This window comes from Bartonella sp. AA89HNZF, from assembly GCF_042196905.1.
GTDB lineage: Bacteria > Pseudomonadota > Alphaproteobacteria > Rhizobiales > Rhizobiaceae > Bartonella.
Map to the genome: position 1 here is coordinate 52,382 of NZ_JBHIRD010000004.1, position 20,094 is coordinate 72,475.

The 20,094-nt window shown below is 37.6% G+C and carries 17 protein-coding genes; 4 read left to right on the plus strand and 13 right to left on the minus strand.

Annotation, left to right across the window (positions count from 1 at the left end):
- Positions 1–40: 40 nt before the first annotated feature.
- The 3 genes from ACFIN0_RS03115 to topA all read right to left on the minus strand — a co-directional run bounded on the left by ACFIN0_RS03115 (position 41) and on the right by topA (position 6,425).
- Positions 41–1,213, minus strand: coding sequence for an MFS transporter (locus tag ACFIN0_RS03115; RefSeq protein WP_375606907.1), 1,173 nt, complete (start codon positions 1,211–1,213; stop codon positions 41–43).
- A gap of 358 nt (positions 1,214–1,571) precedes the next feature.
- Positions 1,572–3,848, minus strand: coding sequence for a ribonuclease R (gene rnr, locus ACFIN0_RS03120; RefSeq protein WP_375701902.1), 2,277 nt, complete (start codon positions 3,846–3,848; stop codon positions 1,572–1,574).
- A gap of 3 nt (positions 3,849–3,851) precedes the next feature.
- Positions 3,852–6,425 carry a type I DNA topoisomerase gene (topA, locus tag ACFIN0_RS03125; RefSeq protein ID WP_375701903.1) on the minus strand — a complete coding sequence of 858 codons (2,574 nt, stop codon included), beginning with the start codon at positions 6,423–6,425 and terminating at the stop codon, positions 3,852–3,854.
- A gap of 264 nt (positions 6,426–6,689) precedes the next feature.
- On the opposite strand from topA, the gene ACFIN0_RS03130 reads away from it, so the two are divergent.
- A complete protein-coding gene (locus ACFIN0_RS03130) occupies positions 6,690–6,896 on the plus strand; it encodes a hypothetical protein (RefSeq protein WP_005773510.1) in 207 nt (68 codons plus the stop codon).
- On the opposite strand, the gene dprA is transcribed toward ACFIN0_RS03130, so the two are convergent.
- From dprA to ACFIN0_RS03150, 4 genes are read right to left on the minus strand one after another with little or no spacing between them, the layout of a single operon-like run.
- Positions 6,826–8,058, minus strand: a complete 1,233-nt coding sequence (gene dprA, locus ACFIN0_RS03135) for a DNA-processing protein DprA (protein WP_375701904.1) — start codon at positions 8,056–8,058, stop codon at positions 6,826–6,828. The genes ACFIN0_RS03130 and dprA overlap by 71 nt on opposite strands.
- Complete coding sequence (plsY, locus tag ACFIN0_RS03140; RefSeq protein ID WP_375701905.1) at positions 8,015–8,647, minus strand: glycerol-3-phosphate 1-O-acyltransferase PlsY; 633 nt, start codon at positions 8,645–8,647, stop codon at positions 8,015–8,017. The genes dprA and plsY overlap by 44 nt, the downstream gene beginning before the upstream one ends.
- 11 nt (positions 8,648–8,658) lie before the next feature.
- On the minus strand, positions 8,659–9,960 hold the full coding sequence (locus ACFIN0_RS03145) for a dihydroorotase (protein ID WP_375701906.1): 1,302 nt from the start codon (positions 9,958–9,960) through the stop codon (positions 8,659–8,661).
- Positions 9,957–10,922: an aspartate carbamoyltransferase catalytic subunit gene (locus ACFIN0_RS03150; protein WP_375701907.1), complete on the minus strand. Its 966-nt coding sequence runs from the start codon at positions 10,920–10,922 to the stop codon at positions 9,957–9,959. Before ACFIN0_RS03150 ends, ACFIN0_RS03145 begins: the two co-directional genes overlap by 4 nt.
- 125 nt (positions 10,923–11,047) lie before the next feature.
- Here ACFIN0_RS03150 and ACFIN0_RS03155 point away from each other — a divergent pair, with 125 nt between their 5' ends.
- The gene (locus ACFIN0_RS03155; RefSeq protein ID WP_375701908.1) at positions 11,048–12,667 is read left to right on the plus strand and encodes an acyl-CoA dehydrogenase family protein; all 1,620 of its coding nucleotides are present in this window, start codon (positions 11,048–11,050) and stop codon (positions 12,665–12,667) included.
- Here ACFIN0_RS03155 and ruvX read toward each other — a convergent pair.
- On the minus strand, positions 12,652–13,131 hold the full coding sequence (gene ruvX, locus ACFIN0_RS03160; protein WP_375701909.1) for a Holliday junction resolvase RuvX: 480 nt from the start codon (positions 13,129–13,131) through the stop codon (positions 12,652–12,654). The two genes, ACFIN0_RS03155 and ruvX, sit on opposite strands and share 16 nt — an antisense overlap.
- A gap of 148 nt (positions 13,132–13,279) precedes the next feature.
- Between ruvX and gatC the strand changes: the two genes are divergently transcribed.
- Positions 13,280–13,567, plus strand: a complete 288-nt coding sequence (gene gatC / locus ACFIN0_RS03165) for an Asp-tRNA(Asn)/Glu-tRNA(Gln) amidotransferase subunit GatC (protein ID WP_375606898.1) — start codon at positions 13,280–13,282, stop codon at positions 13,565–13,567.
- 31 nt (positions 13,568–13,598) lie between these two features.
- Complete coding sequence (gene gatA, locus ACFIN0_RS03170; protein WP_375701910.1) at positions 13,599–15,086, plus strand: Asp-tRNA(Asn)/Glu-tRNA(Gln) amidotransferase subunit GatA; 1,488 nt, start codon at positions 13,599–13,601, stop codon at positions 15,084–15,086.
- Positions 15,087–15,174: 88 nt separating this feature from the next.
- Here the strand turns inward: gatA and ACFIN0_RS03175 are convergent, their stop codons facing one another.
- The 5 genes from ACFIN0_RS03175 to ACFIN0_RS03195 all read right to left on the minus strand — a co-directional run bounded on the left by ACFIN0_RS03175 (position 15,175) and on the right by ACFIN0_RS03195 (position 20,032).
- Positions 15,175–15,885: an ABC transporter ATP-binding protein gene (locus tag ACFIN0_RS03175; RefSeq protein ID WP_375701911.1), complete on the minus strand. Its 711-nt coding sequence runs from the start codon at positions 15,883–15,885 to the stop codon at positions 15,175–15,177.
- A complete protein-coding gene (locus ACFIN0_RS03180) occupies positions 15,872–16,654 on the minus strand; it encodes an ABC transporter ATP-binding protein (protein ID WP_375606895.1) in 783 nt (260 codons plus the stop codon). The genes ACFIN0_RS03175 and ACFIN0_RS03180 overlap by 14 nt, the downstream gene beginning before the upstream one ends.
- Positions 16,651–17,709, minus strand: a complete 1,059-nt coding sequence (locus ACFIN0_RS03185; protein WP_375606894.1) for a branched-chain amino acid ABC transporter permease — start codon at positions 17,707–17,709, stop codon at positions 16,651–16,653. The genes ACFIN0_RS03180 and ACFIN0_RS03185 overlap by 4 nt, the downstream gene beginning before the upstream one ends.
- On the minus strand, positions 17,709–18,785 hold the full coding sequence (locus ACFIN0_RS03190) for a branched-chain amino acid ABC transporter permease (RefSeq protein WP_375606893.1): 1,077 nt from the start codon (positions 18,783–18,785) through the stop codon (positions 17,709–17,711). The genes ACFIN0_RS03185 and ACFIN0_RS03190 overlap by 1 nt, the downstream gene beginning before the upstream one ends.
- Positions 18,786–18,898: 113 nt before the next feature.
- The gene (locus tag ACFIN0_RS03195; protein WP_375610375.1) at positions 18,899–20,032 is read right to left on the minus strand and encodes an ABC transporter substrate-binding protein; all 1,134 of its coding nucleotides are present in this window, start codon (positions 20,030–20,032) and stop codon (positions 18,899–18,901) included.
- Positions 20,033–20,094 lie beyond the last annotated feature (62 nt).

The window sequence follows — 20,094 nt, forward strand, 5'->3', positions numbered from 1 at the left end:
ATCAGATTTTCCGGCAACAGTACGGATGTTCTCAAAAAAGTCAAGAGCTGATTAATTTTCTCATCAGTTGGATAAATACCAAAATGACATATAAACCGAAAAAAACAGCCATAGCTATTGAAAAACCAAAAGGATTAAAAATATCCATGGATTTTCCAATAAAGGTTGGCCCGATGAGCATACCAATTCCATAGCAAAAAATAAAGGCAGAATTAGCAGCAGCAAGTTCTTGGCCCTTAAGACGTGCTCCTAGATGTGCCAGAGCAATTGTATAAAGGCTAGCTGATACACCACCAAGAAGGAACAGATCAAGCATTAGAACCCATGGATATTGAGTGATCCATGGTACCATAAAAGTTCCCACAAGACCTAGGATAGCACAACTTATTAGTGGATAACGTCGATCTTTGGCATAGTCGCTTATAATGCTGATAGGAATTAAGAGCAAAACATTCCCAAGTGCAAGCGTTGCCATAAAGTGTGCTGCTTCATGCTCATTATAGCCAATGGATAAAGTAAAGGGTGTTATAAGAGTTAATGCGCCCATTTGAATAGCACCGTAAACAAACACTGCCATCATGGCACTTGGAACATAAAAAAGATAACGAAAAAATGGCGTATATTGGCTTTTTTGAAATTCTGGACTTAATTTCCAAGCTGCAAGAATTGGGATAACAGCAAGTATAATAAGGCTATAGCCAACAGCAAAAGGAATAAAGCCTTGTGTTCCCACTTTTGCTAGCAACGTTGGACCTACTGCAAACCCTAATCCTAAAACAATAGCATAAATGGAAAGAACCAAGCTACGTTTTTTAGGGGGAGCACAACTGTTGATCCAAAACTCTGACAGGATAAACATAACTGTCATAGTGAAATGTAATATAAACCTTAAAATGAACCAAACCCATAAGGGGTCGAAAAAATAGAATCCTAAAAAACTTAAAGATCCTATAGCCATCATAAGCAATATTGTTTGAGAAATTCCTAAGCATAAGGCGATTCGAGACGTAAAAATAGCTGCAATAATTGTGGCGATTCCACCAACAGTTCCACTATAGCCGATTGTACTGTTGGAAAGTCCTTTTTCTGCCATAAGAAAAGAGACAAGTTGTGTTCCCATTCCCAATGCTGTTCCAACGGTACCAATGGTTGCAATAGCTGCAATAATGGCACGCAAAGAATTATTTTGAGAGTCAAAAGCTTTTTTTTTCATGAGAATGACTTAAGATACTTTTGTTTATTCGAATAATAAAAAGGTGTGCTGAAATGAAAAAAGCTCAAGCTCCCTTTTGCAGATTTTCTCACCTATTAAGTATAAAAAACCTGCAAGATTTTTATAAAATTACTATATTTATAAAATAAATCACATACCTTTATATACTAAATAAAACATAAAAATAATATAAATACTACATATTATAGGTCTTTTCTTAGCTTTAAGTCATTATTATTTATATGCTTTTAAAGAGAGAAACAAGAGGTTTAATTATTTTTAATAAAGATTTTTAGACTTTAAAATAAAAAATAATACAACGAAAATTATAAAAATGTTTTTTACTTTTTATTTTTAATTAATTTTTTCTTTTCCCATAAAAAGTATATTTTTGTTTTTTTAATTTGTTTTTATGGTAGGATGTTGGTGAAAATTTTATTGGACGAGGTTTTGTTAAGAGTTCAAAGCATAAAGCGCCAGCAAAAGGTTGTACCGTTATAAGTTTTACTTCTACAACATCACTGAGTTGATAGCCTTTATGGCTACGCTGTCCTACAAGAACATGTTGTGCTTCATCAAAATGATAATAATCATTTTTAAGTGTAGAAATATGGACAAAACCATCTGTATTGAGTTTATCAAGTGAGATAAAAAGACCTGCTTTTGTAACTCCGGAAATGCGACCTGTAAAAATACGACCGATTTTATTCGTTAAATAGTGAGCAACAAGCCGATCAATCGTTTCTCTTTCAGCTACCATCGCACGGCGCTCATATAAAGAAATTTGCGTAGCAATTTCTGCAAGATTTTGTTCTTGTGTCTCTGTTAATTGATCATTTCCTAATTTGAGAGCTTTAATGAGTGCTCGATGAATAATGAGATCAGCATAACGACGGATTGGTGATGTAAAATGTGTATAGTTCTGCAAGTTCAAACCAAAATGGCCACTATTTTTAGGGTTGTACTCTGCTTGTGATTGTGAACGCAAAATAACTTGATTGACTAGTTCTTGTTGTTGAGTATGAGCGACCTTTTCTAAAATTCTATTAAGGCGCGCTGAGGTAAGTTCGCTTCCGCGGGAAAGTGGTATCCCCAAACTTTGAAGAAAGCTCCGAAGTATTTCTTGCTTGGCAAGAGAGGGTTTCTCATGAATACGGTAGATGAGGGGCTGATGATGTTCTTTTAAGGTTTCAGAAGCTGCAATATTTGCTTGTATCATAAACTCTTCAATCAAACGATGTGCTTCTAATTGTGTTTCACTCACAACATCTTTTATGCATCCATTTTGATCAAGAATAATCTTTTTTTCTGCAATTTCTAATTCTAGTGGTTGTCGAAGATTTCGCGCAGCTTTAAGGCATGCATAGGCTTCCCATAAGGGGTGCAAAATGCTCTCAAAAAGAGGGGCTATTTTTTCATTTATATTACCTTCAATTGCCAATTGTACTTCTTGATAAGAAAGTTTGGCTCTTACCCGCATCATAATACGATGAAAACTATGTTTTCGTTTATTACCGTTTGCATCAAAAATCATACGAACTGCTAAAGCTGGCCGTTCTTTTCCTTCACGTAGAGAACATAAATCATGAGAAAGGCGTTCAGGCAGCATTGGCACAACAGTATCGGGAAAATAAACAGAATTTCCGCGTTTCAATGCTTCTTTATCTAAAGCACTTCCTGTTTTGATATAGTAAGAAACATCTGCGATGGCTACAATAATAATCCAACCATCATTGTTTGCTGGATCCTTATCCTTGGTTGCATAAACTGCATCATCATGGTCTTTTGCATCTGGTGGATCAATTGTAATAAAGGGTAATTGTCGCCAATCTTCACGATTATCCATATTGGCAGCTTTGATATGTTTGGCTTGCTCAAGAACACTTTCAGGAAAAATATAAGGAATTCCTTTCGAAAGAAGCGCTATCATTGAGAGTGTTTTCTCACTCTTAATGTGCCCTAAAACATTCTTTATTTTTGCGCTCTTTAATCCGTAACCAGTATTTTTTTTTATTTCGACTTCAACGAGATCACCCGTTTCAATCTTCATTTCTGGAGACATTTCAACAATAAGTTCATTGGTTTTGCGGTCTATAGGATCAAGGCGCCATTGATTATTTTCCAATTTTCGTACAATAGCAAATGCGCTTTTGGGAGATACATCAATTTTACGAATAATTCGTCCCGTATAAGGATGGCTTGAGCTTTCAGAATTTTTATTTCGAAAAACTTTTACAAGAATATGATCTCCAACACCAATATTACTTCCTTTTATGTGATGAAAAGAGTGTATTTCAATATTGGGCTTTGGAGAATCTTCCCATTCAAGAGGTTGTGCAATAAAACTTCCATCTTTATCACGTCCGCTAATTTTTACTAAAGTAACAGGAGGTAATTTTCCTTTGTTTATTGCTCTTTTGCGGTGTTTAGATATAAGATTTTGATCCTTCAACTCACGTAACATATCTCTAAGCAAAATACGAGAATCACCTTTTAAGTTAAAAGCTTTGGCGATTTCTCGTTTACTTGAGTGGTTAGGATTCTTAATTATAAAGGAAAGGATTGCTTCCTTATTGGGAAAAGTTTTCCCCTTGAATGAAGAGAGATATTTTATGTTTTTTTCACCTTTAGCCAAAATTTATATCTCTTTTATTTTTGCTTTTGTTTTAGAAGAAGCTCTTTTTGAAGTTGTTTTTTTACTCGATGCTTTAGCCGATATAAGTTCTAGTGCCTCTGGAAGTGTTACACTAATGGGATCTTTATCTTTTGGCAATGTTGCATTAATTTTACCCCAATTGACATAAGGACCATAACGCCCGTTGCGCACGGTAATGGTTCCTCCTTCGGGATGCTCTCCTAATGTTGCCAATGCTTCAGGTGTTGTTCTGCTTTGCCTGGTTTTGTTTTCTTGTTGTTCTGCTAATACTGTAACAGCGCGATTGATACCAATATCAAAAACTTCATCTGCATGAAGAAGGCGCGCAGATTTTCCGTTATGGCTAAGATAGGGACCATATCGTCCAATCGTAGCCGTGATTGTTTTTCCAGTTTCAGGATGAATGCCAATTTCACGGGGAAGAGATAGTAAAGCCAAGGCTTTATCAAGGGTTACATTTTCTGCCTGCCATTCTTTTGGTAGTCCTGCACGCTTAACTTCTTTGCTTTCACCAAGTTGAATATAGGGACCAAACCGGCCATTGCGAAGAGAGATGTCTTTTCCTGTTACAGGGTCAATACCAAGTATAACAGGTTCATCATTGCGTATAGCTTCATTCTCTTTTCCAGTATCTGTACCAAGTTGGTGTGTGTATTTACATTCGGGATAATTAGAACAGCCAACAAAAGCACCATAACGACCAAGTTTTAATGATAATTGACCATTTTTACAAAGAGGACAGGAACGAACATCACTTCCATCTTCGCGTTCAGGAAAGGCGAGAGGTGCTAATGTTACATTTAAAACATCAAGGACATTGGTTATACGGAGTTCTTGGATATTGCTAATAGATGCATTAAATCCATCCCAAAAATCTCGCAATACGTCTTTCCAAGAAAGTTTGCCGTCAGAGATAAGATCCAGCTTTTCTTCAAGATCTGCTGTGAAACCATATTCTACATAGCGATTAAAGAAATTTTCAAGAAAGGCCGTAACAATACGTCCCTTGGCATCGGGAATAAGCTTTCGTTTATCAATGACAATATATCCACGGTCACACAATGTCGCTAATGTGGATGCATAAGTTGAAGGACGACCAATTCCTAACTCCTCAAGCTTTTTAATTAATGAAGCTTCAGAATAACGAGAAGGGGGCTCTGTGGTATGTTGTACAGATTCAACTTTTTCTTTTGTAAGTGCTTCACCAGTGTTTATTTGTGGTAAACGTGTTGTTTCATTTTCTTCATTATTTTCTTCGTCTCGTTGATCCGTGTAGACGGAAATAAAGCCATCAAAGCGAATAACAGATCCTGTTGCTCGTAGATTTGCATGGTTTTCTCCTTGTTGTGCTTCAATTTCAACAGTTGTACGTTCAATTTCAGCAGAGCGCATTTGGCTGGCAATGGCACGCTTCCATATCAGCTCATAGAGCTTTGCTTGATCGCTATCGAGAAAATTACGGACTTGACTAGGATTGCGTTGAAAATCTGTTGGGCGGATCGCTTCATGTGCTTCCTGTGCATTTTTTGCCTTTGTTGAATAAAAACGTGGCTTTTCAGGAATATAGTCTTTTCCGAAAGTTTCATGAATAACTTTTCTTGCTGAATCAATAGCCTCTGGTGCTATCTGCACACCATCGGTACGCATATAAGTAATAAGCCCTGCCGTTTCACCATTAATTTCAATGCCTTCATAAAGCTTTTGGGCAATTTGCATAGTGCGAGAAGCTGAAAAACCTAATTTTGAAGAAGCTGCTTGTTGTAGTGTAGAGGTTGTAAATGGAGGAAAAGGATTTCTTTTTGTAGGTTTTGCTTCAACACTGAGTGTATGGTATTGGGCTTGCTCCAACATAAAGCGAATTTGATCTGCTTGTTCTTGAGATTGAATATCAAGCTTGCCAATCTTCCTTTGATTAAACATTGTCAATCTTGCTTGGAAACTATCATTTCGGATGGTTTTTAACTGTGTTGTAATAGACCAATAATCTTCTTTGATAAAATGTTCTATTTCTGATTCACGGTCACAAATAATACGCAAAGCAACCGATTGAACGCGACCAGCCGAACGTGCACCAGGGAGTTTACGCCATAAAACAGGTGAAAGTGTAAAACCAACGAGATAATCAAGAGCACGACGTGCAAGATAAGCATCGACAAGGGATGTATCAATATCACGTGGATTATTCATAGCATCAAGCACAGACTTTTTGGTGATGGCATTGAAGACAACTCTTTTAATAGGTTTATCTTTTAAAACTTTTTTTTGACGGAGAACATCCAGAATATGCCATGAAATAGCTTCTCCTTCACGATCAGGGTCTGTTGCTAATATAAGGCTATCAGCTTCTTTAACGGCTTTTGCTATTTCATTTAAACGTTTAGCGGCAGCAGAATCTATATCCCATTTCATAGAAAAATCTTGATCCGGTAAAACAGAACCGTCTTTTGCAGGTAAATCACGAACATGTCCAAATGATGCGACAACTTTGTATTGAGACCCAAGATATTTATTAATTGTTTTTGCTTTTGCTGGAGATTCAACGATAACGATATTCATAATTTTACCCAAATATTGAAATAAAAATTTTTTTATAAACGCCTTTCACGCGAATAGCTAATGCCAATTACTTAAGAGCACATAAAAAAATATTAGCCATATAAAAAACATGAATATTGTACAACTTATGATTGTCATTATTAGAGTACACCCTATATAGAATTACACGATTTATTTTCCACTGTTATTACAAAAACATACGGCGAAATACTAAAATAACGTCTATTGAGAGGTAGGAGGGGAAATGCTCAAGGATAGAGGATTATGTTTATAAATCATTTAAAAGTTATCCAATATATTACAGACATGTCAAAGCAAATGAATCAGATGGCGCGTCAGGCGCACAGTCCGCTTTTAGCATTGCTTTTGGATATGGTTGCCAAAGAAGGGCAAAGCATTATTAATAGTGCTGAGGCTCTTGGGGAAGATCAAGATTCGACAATGACACACAACCACCAGAGTGTCGAATAAGCTTTCCAGCAAGGTCGAGTTCTACCAACAAGAGGTAGAGAGCTGGGAGTGAAACACCTGAGTGGATACTGAGTGTGTCTAAATCGATTGGCGTTGTTGAAAGAGCGGAGAGAACTGCTGCGCGTGCTGCATCATCATCTGCTAAAGAGAGGCTGTTGTTTTTTTTATCTGCTAAATTAAAATTCTCCTTTTCAAGTTGTAAAGAGGATGGTTCCTCAAAAAAATTGAGTTGGGAATTTGGAAGCGGTGAAATTAATGGCGTAAGTGTTTCTATGATGTCAGAAGGATGTGTGGTGAGTAGAGCTCCGTCTTTGATAAGATTGTTGGTACCAACAGATCTTGGATCAAGTGGAGAACCGGGAATGGCAAAAATTAACCGTCCCATTTCAGCTGCTTGACGTGCGGTAATTAAGGATCCTGAGCGCAGAGCTGCCTCTACAACCAAGAGACCAAGTGACAAAGCTGCAATAATACGGTTTCTTCTTGGAAAATCGATAGCACGCGGCTGCCAAGAAATGGGCATTTCGCTGATGATGGCTCCACCGTTGGCAATAATATCTTCATGCAACTTTTTATTTTCAGGAGGATAGATATGATCAATTCCTCCAGCCATGACTGCAACAGTTCCTGTTTTTAAACTTGCTTGATGCGCAACACTATCAATTCCACGAGCAAGCCCAGAAATTGTTACAAAGTCTGCTTCTCCGAGAAAACGCGCAAATTGAGCCGTAAGCTTTTTTCCCGCAGCTGAAGCATTTCGAGAACCTATAATTCCAATAGAAGTTTTTTGAAAAATTGCAACATTACCTTTGATAGCAATAAGCGGCGGAGGGGCTTCTGTAACCTTAAGAAAAGCTGGATAATCTGGTTCTCCCATACCGATAAACCGGACACCTAATCTTTCAGCTTCTTGCATTTCTTTTTCTGCATCTTCTAAGCTTGCTATTTTAATAGATACAGAACCACCCCCTTTTCTACTAAGCTCTGGCAGCGCTGCCAGAGCATTTTCTGCTGTTTTATAATGATCAATGAGATTGCGAAAACTAACAGCTCCAATATTTTCACTGCGCAATAACCGTAACCAGCTTAGACGTTGACGATTAGTAAGCAGGATTCCTTTATTTATCTCCGTGTTGCGTACCAATCTTACTTTCTTCCCCAATTAATAATCTACCGATATTTGCATAATGTTTTATGAAAACAAATATGCTCATCATAATCAGCATACAACAGAAATAAGAATCAGAAAAATAAAAAACAAATACCGGCGTCATACTAACAGCAACAAGGGCAGATAATGAAGAATAACGCATGAGAAGAAAAATCGCACTCCATACAATAATAAAAATAATTGCTGCAGGCCAATAGATTCCTAAGCACACCCCTAGATAGGTAGCAACACCTTTGCCGCCTTTAAATTTAAGCCATACGGGGAAAAGATGTCCTAAGAAAACAAAAAATCCTGCTAGAGAAATAAGAATACTATTGTCTAGCGGATCACTAAAAAATTTTGTAACGAAAACAACGATAGTTCCTTTTAACATATCACAAAGAAGTGTTAGAGCAGCAAGCTTTTTATTTCCTGTTCGTAAAACATTTGTTGCTCCAATATTGCCGGAACCGATTGTTCTTATATCACCAATTTTGAACAATTTCGTAAAAAGAAGCCCAAATGGAATCGAGCCAATGAGATAAGATATGAGGAAAATAAACCATGGAGTGAACTGAAAAAATATTTCTGCTTCATTCATTAAGAATCTCATTAAGTTTGTTGATCAAGTTTAAAAACGTTTTTCCCTTTCACAAAAGTCTGGAGCACGCGTCCTTGAAAACGTGCATTCTCAAAAGGGGTATTTTTTGAATGTGAATAGAGCTTCTCTTTTGAAACAACCCATGGTTCTTCAAGATCAACCACAATAAGGTCTGCATGAGTACCTTTTTTGAGTGTTCCTGCATTGAGTCCAAAGAGCTTTGCAGGCGCCGTTGACAAAAGTTCCGTTATCCGTAGAAGAGATAAGCTCTCATCATGATAAAGGCGTAAAGCTGCGCTCAATAAGGTCTCCATACCAATAGCGCCAACTGCCGCGTCATTAAATGGTAAATGTTTTTTGTCAATACTCTGAGGATCATGAGAAGAGACAACAACATCTATAGTCCCATCCTTTATTGCTTCAATCATTGCTATACGGTCTTCTTCTGTACGCAATGGGGGCATTAAGCGAAAAGAGGTGCGATATTCACCAATGTCATTTTCATTGAAAGATAAATGATTAATAGATACACCCGCTGAAATTTTCTCACTGCGTTTTTTACCTGAACGAAGTGCATCAGCAGAGAGTGCTGTCGATATTTGAGCAGCATGATAGCGTGTTTGCGTTAATACTGCTAATCGCAGATCTCTTTCAAGTGGGATAACTTCTGCTTCGCGTGGGATGCCAGAAAGACCAAGCCAACTGGCAAGCAGTCCTTCATTCATTACACCTTGCCCTGTAAGATCTTTATCTTGCGTTTCATGCATCAATGGAACATCAAAATCGCGTGCATAACTCATTGCCCGTCGCATAACAGATGAATTTTGAAGTGTTTTTTTTCCTTCACTAAAAGCAACAGCCCCTGCATCCTTGAGCAAACCAAATTCAGTTATTTCTTGTCCGTTGAAACCTTGTGTGATGGCAGCAACAGGATAAATATTGACCGATGACATTTCCTGTGCTGTATGCGTAATAAATTTAATCAGAGCAATATTATCAATGACTGGGTGCGTGTCTGGCATCATCAAAAAGGAAGTAATACCACCTGCTGCGGCCGCTTGACTTGCTGATGCAATTGTTTCACAATGTTCATTCCCTAATTCTCCAACAAAAACGCGCGCATCAACAAGTCCAGGGAGAATTGCTTTGTTTTGTGCGTTAATAACTTCTGCTTCTTCAGGGAATCCTTGATTCAGAGCTTCTTTTCCAGCGGCTATAATTCGTCCATTTTCAATAATAACTGTACCAATTTCATCGATTGCGCGCGAAGGATCAATAATACGAGCATTTTGAAAAACAACAGGTTTTATCATTTTTTTTCTCCACTGATCTTTGCGCGTGAATCTAATAGAGCTTCCATGACAGCCATACGCACTGCAATTCCCATTTCTACTTGTGTATGAATCATACTTCGTGGTCCATCTGCTATATCGGATGCAATCTCCACACCACGGTTTATTGGTCCAGGGTGCAGAATAATAGAATCATTTTTGGCATAGGCTAAATTTTCTTTATGTAAGCCAAAATAATGGAAATATTCACGCGTAGAAGGAATAAAAGATCCTGTCATCCGTTCATGCTGTAAGCGCAACATCATGATAACGTCAGCATTTTTAAGACCTTCTTTCATCGTGTTAAAAACCTCAACACTCATATGAGCGATTTCTGCGGGTAAGAGTGTTGAAGGAGCAACAGCACGAACACGAGCACCCAAAGCATTGAGACACAGGATATTGGAACGGGCAACACGTGAGTGTAAGATATCTCCGCAAATCGCAACAGTTAATCCTTCAATACGACCTTTTGTCCTTTTAATGGTTAGAGCATCTAATAAAGCTTGGGTTGGATGTTCATGAGCACCATCACCTGCATTAATAACACAACAATCAACTTTTTGTGCTAATAAAGCTGCCGCTCCTGCACTGTTATGGCGAAAAACCAGTATATCTGGCTTCATCGCATTGAGAGTTATAGCTGTATCAAGTAATGTTTCTCCTTTTTTTACAGATGAGTTGCCGATCGCAAGACTCATCACGTGTGCACCTAGCCTTTTACCCGCTAATTCAAAAGAAGATTGTGTTCGCGTAGAGGCTTCAAAAAAGAGATTAATTTGAGTCCGTCCATGCAAAGTAGATTTTATTTTATCAATTTTGTTAGAAAGGATAACATTTGCTTCTGCACGATCAAGCAATGTATTAAGATCTTGTGCACTTAGATCTTTAATAGCTAAAAGATGTTGATGAGGGAAAAGTGGAAAAAAATTATCTTGCATCATAGCATTCTTCTTTATCTCTCTCTAAACAGGTTAAACAAGCATTTGTTTGAATATGATAAATGTTTCTTAACTCTAAAAAGACAAATAGTCTATGATATGAATGATTTGAATGTAGGAATATACCTATGAGTGCTGTATCTGCGCAAAATACTCGTCGAAAAAATACATTTCTTAGCGATACGCTTATGTTTCGTATTGCTTCTACTTTGCCTAAGTTTTTGTTAGCAAGTTTTGAAGAAATAGGGGATTTTGCCGCGAGTCGAGAAGCATGGAAACTTTCTTGCTTAGCGAATCATTATAAGCCTTTACTATGCTATAATGATGAATGGGGGCAACCAACAGAAAGATTAGAGATCCATTCTTCCTATCAAGCTCTTCAACAATATTCTAGACAAGCAGGTTTGGTTACCTCGCTTTGGGAAAATACGAGCTCAGAAAATGGAGTACGCTATCAAGCGCGTGCGATTCGTTTAGCTTTATCTGCTGGTTTAGAAACAGGACATTTGAATGAAGTTATCATAACGAGTGCAGCTATTGCTGTTTTAATTAGTGATATTGAGCTCTTCAAAAAATGGCAACATGTCCTTTTATCACGCCAATATGATTCCTCATCAAAGCCTATTCATCATAAAAAGGCTGCTTCTCTAACTTGTGCATTTGACGATATTGAAAAATACGCTTTCAATTTTCCAAGTGTTAAGAAAATTTCTTTCGATGAAAGTATGGAACGTGATCTATATCGTTTAAATGTTGTAAAAACCAACGTTATTAATCCTACCGCTGACGGATATCTTGTTAGTGCAGATTTAGATGGTCATTTAAGTTGTTTTTTTATTCCACGCATACAAGAAAATGGCGCATTAAATGGATCTATATCGATTCGTCATTTAATTCAGCGTTCTGGAGAACTTTTAACACCAGAGGGGGTTGTCGACTTCCAAGGCAGTTATGGCTGGCTTTTGGGAAATGCTGGAGAAGGGCTTAAAGTTATTAAAGATATCGAGACGATGATGCGTTTCGATCAATCTGTCATATCGGTAGGTGTTTTACGAGCGGCTCTTCAATTTGGTATGGATTTTTTCCGGAAAAAAATGCCCAATCAGCCTTTACCTCCACTGACAGAACGTATTTTTGCAGATATTGCATTAGATATAGCTGCCTCACAAGCATTGGTTTTGCGTTTAGCAAGAGCATTTGACAATGCAGCAAATGACCGTTCTGAAGCAGCTTTTGCCCGCATTATGACACCTATTATTGCTTATCATGTAAGTCAATTGGTTGTGCCTATTATTGGTGAAATTATTGCACAACTTGGTATTGAAAGTTTTATAGAGAATAATCCATTATCACAAATGTTGCATAATGGGCCTGCGCGAATTGTGAGAAATAGTTCTGCTAATCAATTGGTAAAGGATGCCATTCTTATTGGTGAAAAAGCACCGGGATTGTTTCAGAAATTGTTGGAAAAAATTGCTCTTGATATTGGACCAGCGGGACCCCGAGCAATTGAAATTATTAAATCAGCAGGTGATATGGCATCAGCAAATGAAGGTGCAGGAAGATTTTTTGTTGAACAAGTAGCTTATGCAGCAGCAGCAGCAGCATTACGTTCTACGGACATAGAACATGTTGCGAATGCCTATATGGAAAGCCGCCTTGGGGGACAATGGAGATCTTCTTACGGGATGCTCATTGCGCGATATAATGCAGGGCATTTGCTCAATGTCCTCTATCCTTCCATATGATGAAAGTTTTGAATTCTATTGAGAGCTCCTTGCAATATAAAAGCGGCGGCTGCCGAATCAATACGGCTTGCTCTTTTAGCGCGCGATACATTCATTTCTAAAAGAGACCGTTCCGCAGCAATTGTTGATAAACGTTCGTCCCAAAAAACAAATGGAATTTTTGTATAAGCTTTCATATTGCTCACAAAAGCTCTGGTTGCTTGAACACGAGAGCCACTGCTTCCATTCATGTTAAGAGGTAAGCCAATGATAATAACGCCTACATTTTCACGGTCAAAAATTTTAATAAGTGTGTAAGCATCTTCTGTAAATTTTTTTCGCTGTAGTACAGGACGCGGATTTGAGACAGTCAGCCCCCTATCAGAAATCGCAATTCCGATCGTTTTTGTCCCTAAATCTAAGCCTGCTATCGTTTGTCTAGGCAAAAGGTGTGTTATAACTTCATCTATATTAATAACAGTCATAAAGGTATAATACGTTTTTTAATGTTTCAGATCTATAGTTATATTCTTTATTCATGTTATCTAATATTCTTGCACTTACAAGTGCAGCCTTGTATAGCCAGAAGAAAGATCAAATAAATAAACAAAAAAGCAGAAAGGCGTAAAGAGTATGTCTGTTGATCAAGAGACAGTCAAGCGGATAGCACATTTAGCAAGGATTGCCCTCCACGATGATGAGATAGAACCTGTGACAAAAAAATTCAATGCTATTTTAGGTTTTGTAGAGCAATTGAATGAAGTTGATGTCAGTGGGGTTGAGCCATTAACATCTGTGATGCCGATGACTCTACGAATGCGTGAAGATAGTGTTACAGATGGCGATAAAGCAGCAGATATTGTAGCCAATGCCCCTGTTACAGAAGAAAATTTTTTTCTTGTCTCAAAAATTGTTGAGTAACTTTTTATATTTTTGAAATTTGAGAACCAATATGACTGATTTAACAACTCTCACAATTGCGCAAGCTCGTGATGCTCTAACAAAGAAAAATCTCAAAGCAACAGAATTAACGGAAGCTTATTTACAAGCAATAGAGTTGGCGAATCCAACTTTGAATGCTTATGTAACAATAACAGCAGAACAGGCAATGAAAATGGCTGCTGAATCAGACAGTCGCTTAGCGAAAGGGCAGGGAGGGCTTTTGGAAGGAATTCCCTTGGGGATTAAAGATCTTTTTGCAACCTATGGTGTTCATACTCAAGCCTGTTCAAATATCCTTGATGGTTTTAAACCGCACTATGAATCAACTGTCACGGCTAATTTATGGCAAGATGGTGCTGTGATGTTAGGAAAACTTAATATGGATGAGTTTGCTATGGGCTCATCCAACGAAACATCATATTATGGTCCCGTTATTAGTCCATGGAGAAAAAAAGGCTCAAATGAAAAACTCGTACCCGGTGGTTCTTCGGGGGGATCCGCAGCCGCTGTTGCGGCACAAATTTGTGCTGGTGCAACTGCAACCGATACAGGTGGCTCAATACGTCAACCCGCAGCTTTTACTGGAACTGTAGGAATAAAGCCAACTTATGGACGTTGTTCGCGATGGGGCGTTGTTGCGTTTGCTTCATCTCTTGATCAAGCTGGACCTGTTGCTAGAGATGTTCGTGATTGTGCTATTTTACTAAGATCAATGGCCTCTTTTGATGAAAAAGATTCTACTTCCGTCAATTTACCAGTTCCTGATTATGAAAGTTATCTTGGTCAATCAATCAAAGGAATGAAAATCGGTATTCCAAAAGAATATCATGTAGATGGAATGTCTCCAGAAATTATTGAGCTTTGGCAAAAAGGAATAAATTGGTTAAAAGAAGCAGGTGCTGAGATTAAAGATATTTCTTTGCCCCATACAAAATATGCTCTACCTTCTTATTACATTATCGCTCCTGCAGAAGCCTCTTCTAATTTAGCGCGTTATGATGGTGTGCGTTTTGGTTTGCGCATGCCTGGAAAAGACATCATTGAGATGTATGAAAATACGCGTTCTGTTGGTTTTGGAGATGAAGTCAAACGGCGCATTCTGGTTGGAACTTATGTTCTTTCATCTGGGTATTATGATGCCTGTTATTTAAGAGCTCAAAAAGTAAGAACACTCGTAAAGCGTGATTTTGACCAATGTTTTGCTTCAGGCATTGATGCTATTTTGACACCAGCAACACCAACACCTGCTTTTGGTATTGCTGATGAAAAAATAAAAAATGATGCTGTCGCAATGTATCTTAATGATATTTTTACGGTACCAGTTAATATGGCTGGTTTACCAGGAATTTCTGTTCCTGCTGGTCTGTCATCAAATGGTTTACCGTTAGGACTGCAATTGATTGGTAAACCTTTTTCTGAGGAAGTTATTTTTCAGATAGCGCACATTATTGAACAAGCAGCAGGAGTATACTGTGCAGAAAAATGGTGGATATCATAGTTAAGCGCAAAAAAGCATTTCTCATTAAATAGAGAGATGCTTTTTTAAAAGGAGGAGGGGAGAACTTTATTTCCTTAATTTGTAGCCTTTATCCACCAAGATAGGCTTTTTTAACACGTGGATCAGAAAGCATAGCTTTACCTTCACCGTGAAATAAAATATGCCCTACCTCTAAAATATAAGCATAGTCAGCTATGGAAAGTGCAGCAAATGCATTTTGCTCAATAAGAAGAACAGTTTTTCCCATATCATTAATTTTTCGGATAATTGAAAAAATTTCCCGAACGAGAAGGGGCGCTAATCCCAACGACGGTTCATCTAATATGACCATATCAGGATTGCTCATGAGTGCGCGGCCTACAGCAACCATTTGTTGTTCCCCACCTGACATTGTTCCTCCCAACTGTTTTGATCTTTCACGTAGGCGCGGAAAAAGATCAAATATCCATTCAATATCACGAGAAATTCCCTGTTTATCATGACGGATATAAGCACCTAGATGGAGATTCTCTAAAACAGTGAGATGAGGCATAATACGACGCCCTTCAGGACTGAGAGCAATCCCTAAACGCAAAATCTCTTCTGGTGACTTTTTAATAATTGATTTGCCATTATAGGTAATTTCTCCATACACAGAGCGATTAAGTCCTGTAATAGAACGTACAATACTGCTTTTTCCTGCACCATTGGCGCCAATTAAAGTGACAATACTTCCTTTTTTTATGGACATAGAAAGATCTTGGACAGCTTTAATGGCACCATAATGAACGTGAAGATTTTTTATTTTAAGAATATCCATACACATCTCCGCCAAGATAAGCTTCAATAACTTTAGGGTTATTACGAATTTCATCTGGTGTACCATTGGCAATGCAACAGCCATGTTCCATGACTAAAATATGTTGGCAAAGTCCCATAACCACTTTCATATCATGCTCGATAAGAAGAATTGTAAGATCAAAGTCTTTTTGCACTTTTGTTATAAATTCTTTAAGATCTTCGCTTTCTTGTGGATTCATGCCAGCAACAGGTTCATCAAGAAGAAGCAATTTGGGCTTTGTGGCTAACGCACGTGCAATTTCTAGACGTCGCTGCACACCATAAGGTAAAGCTGTTGCCGATTGATTGGCAAGGTGATCAAGTTGTAGCCGTTCAAGAAGCTCCATGGAGTTTTTATAAATTTCTTTTTTTTCTTTCATTGCTTTTGAAAAAAATAGAGCTGAAGAAAACCAAGGATATTTTTGTCGAACATGCGCCCCCACCATAACATTTTGCAAAACCGTTAACCCTGAAAAAAGACGAATATTTTGAAATGTTCGGGCGATATGGCGTCTGCAGATAATATAAGGAGGTGCTCCAGAAATTTTTTGCTCATCAAAAAGAATGATGCCGCTTGTAGGGGCATAAAATCCCGAAATCATATTGAAAACTGTTGTTTTTCCAGCACCATTGGGACCAATTAATCCAGTAATACTTCCTCGTTTAATTGCCATATTAATATTATTTACAGCAACTAATCCGCCAAAACGCATGACGATCTCGTTGAGTGAAAGGATGGTGTCGTTCATAGATTTCCCTCAGTATTAGAAAGTTTTTTGCGTATCAGAAAGCTATAAATTCCATTCCATGAGAATTCACGTTGTCCCATCAAGCCTTTTCTCCAAAACAAGATAATTACCAGCAATAAAAGAGAAAAAACAACCATACGAAGTCCTGGTGTTTCTGGAATATGTATAAAACCTAAGTCAAATGGACTTTCAATAATACGAAGCCATTCAAGCATAACTGTAATAACAATGCTACCAATAATACTCCCTGTAATTGAACCCAAACCACCAGCAACAACAATCATCAAAATATTAAAAGTGAGAAGAAAATTAAACATTTTGGGATCAATGGTTGAAATAAGAGCAGCCATTAATGCTCCACCTATACCTGCAAAAAACGCTCCAACAGTAAAAGAAAAACTACGGTAGAAAAAAGCGTTAATTCCCATAGTTTTCGCAGCTATTTCATCATCACGAATAGCACGTAATACATTACCAGTATTGCTTCGCAGTAAGAGAACAATAAAGAGAACTGTGAATGCTAGCCAACCATAGTTCCACCATAATGTTGCATTTTGAGGTATTCCTTTGATTCCTAAAGAGCCATTTGTGAGCGATGTTGCATTTGTAATGACAATGCGAATAATTTCTGCAAAACCCAATGTTGCAATTCCAAGATAATCACCACCAAGACGCAATATTGGCAAAGCAATCAATAAACCTACAACTGCGGCACACAAACCACTTACAACAACAGCAATGAAAAAAGGTAATTGCAGATGATACAATGGTTCAGCGATAGGCTCAAGAATCCACATCATCTCTTTTTGTTCAGGAGAAAGCAGTAAAATTGCGCAGACATAAGCACCAATAGCCATAAAGCCAGCATGTCCAAGAGAAAACATACCTGTAAAACCATAAATCAAATTAAGCGAAATTGCCAGTATCGCATTAATAGCAATCAGATTTATGATACGAAGCGTATAGTCATTAAAATGGCTATCAGCATAAAATAAAAAACCTATGAGAACTAAAACACTTATACACGATAAAATAGTTGTCACTGACTTTGCCATTAGATTTTCTCCTGACTTTTTTTACCCATTAATCCTGTGGGCAATATCAATAAAATCAGAATCAATAAAATGAAAGCGAAGGCATCTCGATATCCAGATAGCGCGGGGAAAAATGCGATAATCATAATTTCAATAAACCCTAATAACAATCCTCCCAACATTGCTCCTGGTATCGAACCAATCCCTCCGATAACAGCAGCGATAAATGCTTTGAGGCCAGGAAGAACACCCATATAAGGCTGAATTTGAGGATAGCGCAAAGACCACATAATGCCTGATATAGCGGCAAGTGCTGAGCCTATTCCAAATGTAAATGCAATGACTTTATTAACAGATACACCCATCAAACGCGTCGTTTCAATATCATGGGAGATTGCACGCATAGCAAGACCCGGTTTCGTTTTATGGATAATCCATAACAGTAATACAATAAGAATTAATGACACAACGGGAACAATCAGAGACATAGGAGCAATTCTAATGATACCATCTGCGTCTGATCCTAGATGCCATAAAAATGGTGTTACAAGAAAATCTGGTTGTTTTACACCTTTCGGAATACCACTAAAGAGTACAGTAGCAAGATTTTCAATAAAAAAAGAAACACCGATCGCACCGATCAATGCCGAGATACGTGGAGCATGGCGTAGAGGTTTATAGGCAAGTTGATCAACAGTAACACCCACTGCACTTGTAATAAAAATGGAAAAACAAAGCGCTAAAACCCAAATCGGAGTGAAATCCTGTGGAGAAATTTTAAAGTAATAAACAAACCCTAAAGCAAGAATTAAAAAAACAGCAATCCAATAAATTGGAGGACGCCTTTTAAACCCTACAAAGACTGAATAATAAACAAGAGCAGCGAGGAACAAAAGAAGAAGGGCTGCCCAAGCAGGCATAAAGCCAATTGTGGAAAAGAAAACAAAATATGCTCCCAGCATAAAAATATCACCGTGAGCAAAATTAATGAGTCTCAGTATACCGTAGACCATAGTATAACCAATAGCGATAAGTCCATAAAGAGATCCCAATGCCAGTGCATTAAAAAAATACTGGATGAACATTTCAGTGCTCATCTCTCATCCTTCCACATTTGTTAATTTACATAAGTCAACAAGAAACCTTTAAGTTTTTGGTTGAGAAAAGCTCCTCAACCAATTCTTGTATTTTCATTAGTAAAACTTCTTAATTAAAAAGCAGGTTTAACTTCTTCTAAATAAACACGTTTTCCATCCTGTATTTTAATGATACCAATAGGAATTTTAGGATTATGATTTTCATCCATGGACATATCACCAAAGGGGGTTGGAAAATCTTTTAATTTGCTAAGTGCGATAGTAATTTTTTCACGATCAGCGCTACCTGCATTTTCAATAGCCTTCATAAACATCATATAACTCGTGTACCCTAAAACAGAATTGATATTTGGCTCTTTGTCAGGGTAAGCTTCTCTCCATTCTTTTGTGAATTCTTGCGCAGCTACTGACATATTTGGCATATCCTCACTATAGGGAAGTGTTGTATGTAAGAAACCTTCTGCCGCTTTTCCTGCAATCGTAATGGTTTCTGGATTATCCATAGCATCTCCACCCATAATTTGAAACTTCGCTCCTAATTCTCGTGCTTGTTTCATGATGATAGCACCTTCAGAAAAATAAGATGGAATGAATAAAATATCAGGTTTTTGTGCAATAATTTGCGTAAGAACAGCTGAAAAATCCTGATCTCCGGAATTATAGTTTAAATTTGAGATAACTTCACCACCTAACTTTTTGAAAGCACGTGTAAAATAACTTGCAAGACCAATAGCATAATCGTTTGAAATATCTTTGAGGATAGCAGCTTTTTTTGCGTGTAAAGTTTGGCTTACATAAGTTGCGATTCCTACTCCTTGATAGGAATCAATAAAGCAAGCGCGAAAGTAATATTTTTTACCCTGTGTAACAAGGGGACTCGTTGAGGACGTTGCAATGGTTGGAGTCTTTGCTTTTTCAGATATTTCACCACCTGCCAACGAAAGCGAAGAGCCATAGCTCCCAATGATTCCACTCACTTTTTCACTTGCTGTTAAACGCATAACAGCATTAGCTGCTTCTACTTTATCAGACTTATTATCAATAATAACAAGTTCCACTTTACGGCCTAAAATTTCTGGAACTTTTTTATGGGCTAGTTCTATACCTCTAATTTCAAGCTGACCTCCAAATGCATTTTGACCACTTAATGGAAGATAAACACCAATTTTGATAGGTTCACTTGCATATACATTTGCTGTAAATGCAATGAATGCTGTGATTGTTGTAAGGATTTTTTTCAATTGCATGCGCATTTTCCTTAATTGAATTGTCGTTTTTGCACCTTATATTGAACTTCTTCATCATGCAA